This window comes from Pantoea sp. Taur (assembly GCF_009830025.1).
In the GTDB taxonomy this organism is placed as follows: Bacteria; Pseudomonadota; Gammaproteobacteria; order Enterobacterales; family Enterobacteriaceae; genus Pantoea; species Pantoea communis.
Map to the genome: position 1 here is coordinate 1 of NZ_SZZZ01000041.1, position 9,685 is coordinate 9,685.

General features: G+C 52.2%; 10 protein-coding genes, 1 tRNA gene and 2 rRNA genes. 3 read left to right on the forward strand and 10 right to left on the reverse strand.

Annotated elements, in window-relative coordinates; genetic code table 11:
- Position 1 precedes the first annotated feature (1 nt).
- The 3 genes from rrf (FD744_RS24810) (at position 2) to rrf (FD744_RS24820) (ending at position 360) form a co-directional block, all read left to right on the forward strand.
- Positions 2-117 (forward strand): 5S ribosomal RNA (gene rrf, locus FD744_RS24810).
- 15 nt (positions 118-132) lie between these two features.
- Positions 133-208 (forward strand) — tRNA-Thr (locus FD744_RS24815).
- 36 nt (positions 209-244) lie between these two features.
- Positions 245-360, forward strand: a 5S ribosomal RNA gene (rrf, locus tag FD744_RS24820).
- Positions 361-530: 170 nt separating this feature from the next.
- Here rrf (FD744_RS24820) and FD744_RS24825 read toward each other — a convergent pair.
- The 10 genes from FD744_RS24825 to FD744_RS25760 form a co-directional block, all read right to left on the reverse strand.
- Positions 531-1,292 carry an amino acid ABC transporter ATP-binding protein gene (locus tag FD744_RS24825; RefSeq protein ID WP_034830190.1) on the reverse strand — a complete coding sequence of 254 codons (762 nt, stop codon included), beginning with the start codon at positions 1,290-1,292 and terminating at the stop codon, positions 531-533.
- 8 nt (positions 1,293-1,300) lie between these two features.
- The gene (locus FD744_RS24830; protein WP_160869950.1) at positions 1,301-2,401 is read right to left on the reverse strand and encodes an amino acid ABC transporter permease; all 1,101 of its coding nucleotides are present in this window, start codon (positions 2,399-2,401) and stop codon (positions 1,301-1,303) included.
- A 15-nt stretch (positions 2,402-2,416) separates the two neighbouring features.
- Positions 2,417-3,595, reverse strand: coding sequence for an amino acid ABC transporter permease (locus tag FD744_RS24835; protein WP_034830186.1), 1,179 nt, complete (start codon positions 3,593-3,595; stop codon positions 2,417-2,419).
- Positions 3,596-3,661: 66 nt separating this feature from the next.
- A complete protein-coding gene (locus FD744_RS24840) occupies positions 3,662-4,687 on the reverse strand; it encodes an amino acid ABC transporter substrate-binding protein (protein ID WP_034830184.1) in 1,026 nt (341 codons plus the stop codon).
- Positions 4,688-5,228: 541 nt separating this feature from the next.
- Positions 5,229-5,525 carry a DNA-binding transcriptional regulator Fis gene (fis, locus tag FD744_RS24845; RefSeq protein ID WP_003855228.1) on the reverse strand — a complete coding sequence of 99 codons (297 nt, stop codon included), beginning with the start codon at positions 5,523-5,525 and terminating at the stop codon, positions 5,229-5,231.
- Positions 5,526-5,549: 24 nt separating this feature from the next.
- Entirely contained in the window at positions 5,550-6,515 is a 966-nt protein-coding gene (dusB, locus tag FD744_RS24850) for a tRNA dihydrouridine synthase DusB (RefSeq protein WP_038644355.1), read from the reverse strand.
- A gap of 395 nt (positions 6,516-6,910) precedes the next feature.
- The gene (gene prmA / locus FD744_RS24855; protein ID WP_160869952.1) at positions 6,911-7,792 is read right to left on the reverse strand and encodes a 50S ribosomal protein L11 methyltransferase; all 882 of its coding nucleotides are present in this window, start codon (positions 7,790-7,792) and stop codon (positions 6,911-6,913) included.
- A gap of 11 nt (positions 7,793-7,803) precedes the next feature.
- Positions 7,804-9,249, reverse strand: a complete 1,446-nt coding sequence (gene panF, locus FD744_RS24860) for a sodium/pantothenate symporter (RefSeq protein ID WP_034830170.1) — start codon at positions 9,247-9,249, stop codon at positions 7,804-7,806.
- Positions 9,239-9,481 (reverse strand): YhdT family protein, encoded by a 243-nt coding sequence (locus tag FD744_RS24865; RefSeq protein WP_034830168.1) that lies wholly within the window; start codon positions 9,479-9,481, stop codon positions 9,239-9,241. Before FD744_RS24865 ends, panF begins: the two co-directional genes overlap by 11 nt.
- 70 nt (positions 9,482-9,551) lie before the next feature.
- Positions 9,552-9,685: hypothetical protein (locus tag FD744_RS25760; protein WP_237449460.1), on the reverse strand; the 134-nt coding region annotated here is incomplete at its 5' end.

Genomic DNA, 9,685 nt, shown 5'->3' on the forward strand with positions numbered 1-9,685 from the left:
GCCTGGCGGCTGTAGCGCGGTGGTCCCACCTGACCCCATGCCGAACTCAGAAGTGAAACGCCGTAGCGCCGATGGTAGTGTGGGGCCTCCCCATGCGAGAGTAGGGAACTGCCAGGCATCAAATTAAAGTGTGCTGATATGGCTCAGTTGGTAGAGCGCACCCTTGGTAAGGGTGAGGTCCCCAGTTCGACTCTGGGTATCAGCACCAGTTTTAAAGCGTGAGTTCGGTAAATAACAGAATTTGCCTGGCGGCTTTAGCGCGGTGGTCCCACCTGACCCCATGCCGAACTCAGAAGTGAAACGCCGTAGCGCCGATGGTAGTGTGGGGCCTCCCCATGCGAGAGTAGGGAACTGCCAGGCATCAAACACAGAAGCCCTGAACGAAAGTTCAGGGCTTTTTTGTATGTTTAAAACTCGCAACCAGGCTCAAGATTCGCCAAAAACGTCGAAATGAGTTAATGCGAAATAATATTAAGGTCATAAAAAAACCTCTGCCAGATTGCGCAGAGGCTTAAGTAGCTCATTGAATATCAATGGATAACTTGAGAAAGGAAGGCGCGTGTACGTTCTGATTTAGGATTCGCGAAGAACTCCTGCGGCGGCGCTTCCTCAACAATCTCTCCGCGATCCATAAAGATCACCCGGTCCGCCACAGTACGCGCAAAGCCCATCTCGTGCGTCACGCATAACATCGTCATACCATCTTCTGCCAGACCAATCATTGTATCGAGAACCTCTTTTACCATTTCTGGATCGAGTGCTGAGGTCGGTTCATCGAACAGCATGATTTTCGGTTTCATACACAGTGAACGCGCGATCGCCACACGTTGTTGCTGCCCTCCTGACAACTGTCCTGGAAACTTATGGGCATGTTCCGCAATACGCACGCGTTGCAGATAGTGCATCGCTAATTCTTCCGCTTCTTTCTTCGGCATCTTGCGCACCCAAATCGGTGCCAACGTGCAGTTTTGCAACACGGTAAGATGCGGGAACAAATTGAAATGCTGGAATACCATGCCGACTTCGGTACGAACACGCTCAATATTGCGCACATCATCGTTAAGATGGATGCCATCTACTACGATACGGCCTTGTTGATGCTCTTCTAAATGATTGATGCAACGAATAGTCGTTGATTTCCCGGATCCGGAAGGCCCACAAAGAACAATGCGTTCGCGGGGTTTTACCAGTAAGTTAATATCTTTAAGAACATGGAACTGACCGTACCATTTATTCACGTTTTCGAGCGTAATCATCATGGCGTCAGCCGCATTAGTCATAATTTGTGTCATGTAAAACCTCAGTGCGATTTACGCCCGGTGTGGAAGCGCTTCTCCAGATGCTGGCTATAGCGCGACATGCTAAAACAGAAAATCCAGTAGACCATGGCAGCAAATACATAGCCTTCGGTCGACATGCCCAACCAGGTGGGGTCAACGGTGGCTTGCTGCACGCTACTGAAGAGATCGAAGAGGCCGATGATGATCACCAGGCTGGTATCTTTAAACAGTGCGATGATGGTATTCACTAAACCAGGGATGGTCAGCTTAAGTGCCTGTGGCAGAATAACCAGCATCTGCGTTTTCCAGTAGCCGAGTGCCAGTGATTCCGCCGCTTCAGTCTGCCCTTTTGGCAGTGCTTGCAAGCCGCCACGCACCACTTCTGCAACATAAGCGGACTGGAACAGAATCACGCCGACCAGCGCACGTACCAGCTTGTCGATAGTCGTGCCCTCTGCCATAAACAGCGGCAGCATTACCGATGACATAAAGAGCACGGTAATCAGTGGCACACCACGCCAGAACTCAATGAAAATCACTGACAGGGTGCGAACCACTGGCATTTTTGAACGACGAGCCAGCGCCAGCAGAATCCCCAACGGCAGCGCACCAGCGATGCCAATTGAGGCAATAATCAGCGTCAGCGTCAGACCGCCCCACTGGCGGGTTTCCACGCGATCCAGCCCCAGATACCCGCCATACATCAGCAGCCAAACAATGATCGGATAGATCACCGCCCAGCAGGCAATGTAGCGACCACGGCGTGGCATCGACTTAATGAACATGGGAATGATTGACACCAAGCCAACCACCAAGGCCAGATTAATGCGCCAGCGCAGTTCGTGCGGATAAAGTCCATACATAAACTGGCCAAAACGTGCGTGGATGAATACCCAGCATGCACCTGCTTTGGTGCAGTCTGCACGTGTTTCGCCAATCCAGTTGGCCTGGAAAATCAGCCAATCCAGCGCCGGTGGAATCACACTCCAGATAATCCAAAAGCTGAACAACGTGAGCAGGGTATTCAGCCAGCTTGAGAACAAATTTTTGCGCGCCCACAGCCAGGCTTTCCCTAACGGATTGCTGGGTGCAGGCGATGTATCGTGTGTGGTTACAGACATAATGATCCCGTTCTCTTATCGCTCAACTAGCGCAATTTTGCGGTTGTAAAGGTTCATCAGCAGTGAAATAAGCAGGCTGATGATCAGATAGACCGCCATGGTAATCGCAATAGTTTCAATCGCCTGGCCAGTTTGGTTCAGCACCGTGCCGGCAAACAACGACACCATATCGGGATAGCCAATGGCCGCGGCCAGTGATGAGTTCTTCACGATATTGAGATACTGACTGGTTAACGGTGGAATGATCACGCGCATTGCCTGCGGGATGATGACCTGACGCATCGTGACAGGATTTGGCAGACCCAGCGAGCGGGCTGCTTCATTCTGACCGTGCGGCACCGACTGAATCCCGGAGCGAATCACTTCGGCAATGAACGATGAGGTATACACAGAAAGCGCCACCGTTAGCGCCGCCAGCTCCGGGATCATCACAAAGCCGCCGCGGAAGTTGAATCCGCGCAGTTCTGGTACATCCCAATGCGTTGCGGCACCAAACAATGTGTGTGCAATCAGGGGTAACAGCACAATCAAACCTGCAGCGGCTGGCCACGTGCGGCGTAACTGGCCGGTTTTTAATTGATGCTTACGGTTGAAGCGGAAAAGTGCAACGCTGCCGAGGATGGCCAGTGCCAGCGCAATCAGGAATGGCCAGGTGCCAGGTGCATACTCTGGCCACGGAATATACAAACCGCGGTTACTGACAAACGCCAGATCAAACGCATTGAGTGCCTGACGTGGCCCTGGCAGGTTACGCAACACCGCAAAGTACCAGAAGAAGATCTGCAGCAGCGGTGGGATATTACGAAACGTCTCGATGTAGATGGTCGAGAGTTTACGCAGCAGCCAGTTTTCAGACAGACGCGCGAGCCCCACGGCGAAGCCCAGGATGGAGGCAAATACAATGCAGAGTGCGGAAACCAGCAGGGTATTGGTCAACCCCACCATAAACACGCGCGCGTAAGTATCTCCTTCGGTGTAATCGATCAGGTGTTGGACGATGCCGAAACCGGCATTGCGCTCAAGAAATCCGAAACCGGAAGTGATGCCGCGGTTGGCCAGGTTGATTACTGTGTTGTGGACCAGATATCCCACCACAGCAAGCACGGCCACAATCGCGATGATCTGGTAAAGCCAGGCGCGAACCGTAGGATTACCAAACGAAAAATCCCTCTTTACGGTTGGGCGTTGTGACATGTTGAAACCTCAGTGAAGAAAACGCTTGGGCACCGCAGGGTGCGGTGCCCGACTGGCAGAACAGACTTAGCGTACTGGTGGAGCGTACTGGATGCCGCCCTGGTTCCAGAGTGCATTCTGACCACGCGCGATTTTCAGTGCGCTGTCTTTACCCACGTTGCGATCGAACACTTCCTGATAGTTACCGACCTGTTTGATGATGTTGTAAGCCCATTTATTATCAAGTTTCAGGTCTTTACCGAAGTCACCTTCTGCACCCAACAGGTGAGCCATATCCGGGGTAGTGGGTTTGGCCGCCATCTGATCAACATTCTTAGAGCTCACGCCCATCTCTTCTGCGTTCAGCATGGCGTAAAGAGACCATTTAACGATGGTGAACCAGTCGTCATCACCACGACGTACCACAGGACCCAGCGGCTCTTTAGAGATCACTTCTGGCAGCACGATGAAATCATCCGGCTTGCCGAGTTTCACACGCAGTGCATACAGCTGAGACTGGTCGGAAGAGAGGGTATCGCAGCGGCCACTGTCGAGTGCTTTCGCTGACTCATCAGAACGGTCGAAGGTCACTGGCGTGTACTGCATTTTGTTGGCTTTGAAGTAGTCAGCCACGTTCAGCTCGGTATCGGTACCGGCCTGAATACATACGGTGGCACCATCCAGCTCTTTGGCGCTTTTCAGGCCCGCTTTCTTATGGGTCAGGAAGCCGATGCCGTCATAGTAGTTCACACCAGCGAACAAGAAGCCCATGCCACCATCGCGCGAAGAGGTCCAGGTGGTATTACGAGACAAGATATCCACTTCACCAGACTGGAGCGCAGTGAAACGCTCTTTAGCCGTCAGTGGGGTGTATTTCACCTTGCTTGCATCACCAAATACCGCAGCCGCAGCAGCGCGGCAAACATCCACGTCGATTCCGGTAAATTTGCCGCTGGCATCAGCGTAGGAGAAGCCTGGCAGGCCATCGCTGATACCGCACTGTACGAAACCTTTCTTTTTAATGGCATCCAGCGTGGTGCCTGCGTGCGCTTGTTGAGTAACGGCGAACAGCGAGGCTGCAGCGACCAGGGTGGAAAGCATCATCTTTTTCATAAAGCATCCTGTGTGGCGAGATCGTGTGTTGTTATGTTTGCACGCACTTTAATGTGCGCTTTTTTCTGTCTGTGGCGGTTAGCCATCCACGACTCTGCAAAGGTAATGCCAGGTTTGCAGAATCCTGAATTCACTGGAAAGATCTTTTAATAAAAGGACGCATCCAGAAATTTTGGCTACTATCGCGCACCAAAAGGCTGCATGACGAGACGACGCGATCACAAATAGTGCAAATAGTTTCACTATGTGGAAGCAGTGTGAGCCATCACTCAGGATAAAATGTATGCGTTTGCAGGGTTACGGTAGAAACAGTGCAGGATCACTGGGAAAGCGGCATGGCGGGCGTTATGACGCACAAAGCAGGCGCTAAAAAGGGGCAAAAGACGTGTGGTAAGAGAGACGAAATATCACGGATGCAATTGCAACTATCGTTACCATATCCGCGACAATTGTTTCATCCGTTGCTAACGCAGGGAAACTATTGGTGAGGCACAAACAAAAACGCCAACCCGAGGGTTGGCGTTAGCGCAGCAAAGAACAATTAGTTCATGCCGTATTTTTTCAGCTTCTTACGCAGGGTACCACGGTTGATACCCATCATCAGAGCTGCACGGGTCTGGTTGCCACGGGTGTACTGCATCACCATGTCCAACAGAGGCTGCTCAACTTCAGCCAATACCAGCTCATACAGATCACTTACATCCTGACCATTCAGTTGAGCAAAATAGTTCTTCAGTGCCTGTTTTACCGAATCACGAAGTGGCTTTTGCGTCACCTGATCCTGTGAGTTAACGGTAGAAACGGTCAGTACATCAGAATTTACGCGTTGTTCGAACATAGTTCTTTCAGCTCTTTATTTCGTTTACGCAAGATTTTCGAAGTATGCCTCCAACGCCTCCAGCTGTTCGCTGGCATCCTCTATGGCGTTGAATGTGCGCCGAAACTGGTCATCAGGAGCACTTTCCTGCAAATACCAGGAAACGTGTTTACGAGCAATACGGTATCCCTTGCGCTGACCATAAAAGTCGTGCAGTTCCCGTATATGTCCAATCAGCATTTGCTTCACTTCAGCCAGCGGCTTCGGTGCCAGCAGCTCCCCTGTGTCCAGATAATGCTGGATTTCCCGGAAGATCCACGGTCTTCCCTGAGCAGCGCGACCTACCATTAGAGCATCGGCTCCGGTGTAGTCGAGCACCGCTCTGGCTTTATGCGGGTCAGTAATGTCACCATTCGCGATAATCGGAATGGAAACGCTCTGCTTAACTGTCCGAATGCTGTCGTATTCAGCATGTCCCTCAAACAAACAGGCGCGCGTGCGGCCATGAATGGTGAGAGCCTGAATGCCACAGCGTTCAGCCAATTGGGCAATCTCTACACAATTACGATTTTCTTTGTCCCAGCCGGTGCGAATCTTCAGCGTAACCGGTACATCAACTGCATTCACTACCGCACGGAGGATGGACTCCACCAGTGACGGATGCTGCAGCAGTGCTGAGCCAGCCATCTTACGATTCACTTTCTTAGCCGGGCAGCCCATGTTGATATCAATGACCTGCGCGCCAGACGCCACATTAATGCGCGCGGCAGCAGCCATCTCATCAGGATCGCAACCGGCAATTTGCACGGCACGGATTCCAGGCTCGTCACTATGCACCATACGCAAACGGGATTTATCACTGGCCCAAACTTCTGGGTTTGATGACAGCATCTCGGAGACAGTCATACCCGCGCCGTTCTCGTAACACAAGGTGCGAAATGGCTTGTCGGTAACGCCAGCCATAGGTGCAGCGATGAGTCGATTACGTAGCTGATGGTGTCCAATGCGCATGAAAAAGAAGTGACCCTAACTGTTCGCAAGGCGGCGTATATTACGCATTTTTTAACGAAGATGAAAGGCCAAACTTTGAACAATTCACCGTTAAACTGCGAGGAATTCGGCCTTAACAGCAATGCTACAACTAATAATCTATATAATTCAGTGCATTAAAAAATTATGCTGAAATTGTGAGCAAAAGTTTTTCTTAAAACATGCCCAAAATCACGACATAAAAACCGCCACATCCGGTAATTAGCCAGAGAAATGACGGCGATATGATTATTAAATGTACTAATTTGATTGCTTTCAGGTAGCAGATTTGCGGCTGATATGCAGAGGGTGAGTCGCTTTCACTGTCTCGATGGCCAGACAGCAAACCGGCCAGCGAAGCCAGCCGGTGATCAAACTCAGCGGCGCACGCCGGTGATGCGGCACCACTCCTCTTTTTCAGCCACCGGATCGAGCGTGAAACGCTCAACGTAAGCTTCACAGACACCTTCAGCCTGGCTGGCCAGAACGCCTGACAATCCCAGATGCCCACCCGCTTTTGGCAATACGCTAATCAGCGGCGCCAGCTCACGTAGCGGGCCTGCGAGGATATTGGCGACAACCACATCAGCTTGCAGGTTTTCCGGCTGTTGATGCGGTAGATAGAGCGACAGACGATCAGAAACGCCATTGCGCTCAGCATTGTCACGGCTGGCCTGAATCGCTTGCGGATCAATATCAATCCCGATAGCCTGCGACGCGCCCAGTTTAAGGGCAGCTATTGCGAGAATGCCGGATCCACAGCCAAAATCGATCACAGTTTTGCCTTGCAGATCAAGTCCATCAAGCCAGGTGAGACAGAGCGAAGTGGTCGGGTGGGTGCCGGTACCAAACGCCAGTCCCGGATCCAGCATCACGTTGACGGCATTCGGATCCGGCACGTCCCGCCAGCTCGGGCAGATCCACAAACGTTCACCAAAACGCATCGGGTGGAAGTTATCCATCCATTCACGTTCCCAGTCTTTATCCTCGATCTGCTCGATCTTGTAATGGAAATGCGATCCCAGCAGTGGATGTTGACTCAGTTCGGCCACCACATCGTCCATCTCGGTTTCGGCGTCGAACAGACCAATCACATCCGTATCGCCCCATAAGCGTGTTTCACCCGGCAGCGGTTCGTAAACCGGGTTGTCATGGGTATCCTGAAACGTCACCGAGACGGCGCCCACGTCCATCAGCGCATCGCTCAGCGGCTCGGCATTTTCGCCGGTACTGTTAATTTTGATTTGAATCCAAGGCATAGCGTTTCTCTTTATTTCACCGCAGCGTGACGCGCTTCAGGCGTGCTGCCAAACAAATTACCCACCACGAAGGCCAGCAGGCTTAAGGTCAATGAGGGAACGATAGGGTGAAAGCCCCATAGTTCAATTTTCAGGCTGGCAAGTAAGGTATAGCAAGCCGCGCCGACAACCATGCCGCTGATAGCACCTGTCGAATTAGCGCGCTCCCAATACAGTCCCAATACCAGCGGCCAGAGGAACACGGCTTCCAGTCCGCCAAAGGCCAGCAGATTGAGCCAGATAATCATATCCGGTGGATTCCACGCCGCCAGTAACAGCAATATGCCCAGCACGAAAGTGATAGTGCCGGATAGCATACGCAGGCGCGATTCATTCTCGCTGTGCTGTGGCGCAATACGCAAATAGAGATCCTTGATCAGCGTAGCGGAGGATTGCAGCAGCTGCGCGTTAATCGTTGACATGATTGCTGCCATCGGTGCAGCGAGAAACACGCCGGCTGCCATTGGCGGCAACACGGTGATCATCAGCGTCGGGATCACGCGATCCGGAACCGTGAGATCCGGCAGAATGGCACGACCTAACGCCCCCGCCAGATGCATGCCGAGCATCAGAATCACCACGACAATGGTGCCCAGAATGATGCCGCGATGCATGGCTTTACTGTCTTTATAGGAGATACAGCGCACCGCAGTATGAGGCAAACCAATCACGCCAAAGCAGACCAGCACGGCGAAAGAACTCAGGAATGTCGGATTAATGACGTTGCCAACACCTTCCGGCGACACGAGTTGGGGATCGATGGTGCGCAGTTTCGTCACGGCCGTTTCGAGTCCACCCGCCTGATGGATAATGGCAAACAGCAGCAGGAAGGTGCCGACCAGCATTACCAGGCCTTGCATCGCATCGTTGAGTACGCTGGCACGGAAGCCGCCAAACGCGGTATACAGCGCGATGGTGCCACCAAAAATTAATAAGCCGGTGTCGTAGGGAATACCCGCAGCGGTTTCCAGCAGGCGTGCACCACCAATAAACTGTACGGTCATTGCGCCAACAAAAGCCACTAATAAGCTAATACTGGAGAGCCAAATCAGCAGTGTGCTGCCATAGCGGCCATATAGCATGTCATTCAGCGTCACAGCGTTATAGCGGCGCGCGAGAATGGCGAATTTCTTTCCTAATACACCGAGCGAGAGCCACACCGCCGGCACCTGAATCATCGCCAGCAATACCCAGCCAAGACCATATTTATAGGCAGCACCCGGCCCGCCAATAAACGAACTGGCACTGATGTAGGTGGAGGTAATCGTCATGGCCAGCACAAAGCCACCCATCGAACGGCTGCCGAGGAAGTATTCGGTGAGGAAATTGCCCTGACGCTGTTTGCGCATCGCAAACACCGATAAACCGGCGATCAAGACCAGATAGGCTAATAGCGGCAGAATGATTTCACTGTCCATCTTGATCCTCAAGCGACATGTCGCGATACAACAGGCGAACCATCACCCAGCAAAGGACGATAAATAGCAGCGGGGCGAAAATGCAGGAGAGCTCAAACCAGTGCGGTAATCCGGTGATGCCGCTCTCATTGCCGCCTAGCCAGGCACTTAGGCCCCAGACGGCGAGGTACGCCAGCGTCAGATAAAATGCCCAGCGCGCCTCTTTGTTCGCTTGTAAAAAACGCCAATCCATTATGCAACCTCAACGGTAACAAAAATGAAAAAGGCCGGATTAACCGGCCTTTGTTTGCTCTGCGCTGCGATTACTTCTCGTGCAGGCCGAGTTTTTTCTCCAGATAGTGGATGTTGGTGCCACCCTGCTGGAAATGTTCGTCGGACATGATTTTCATCTGCAGCTCGACGTTGGTCTTGATGCCGTCGATGATCAGTTCCGCCA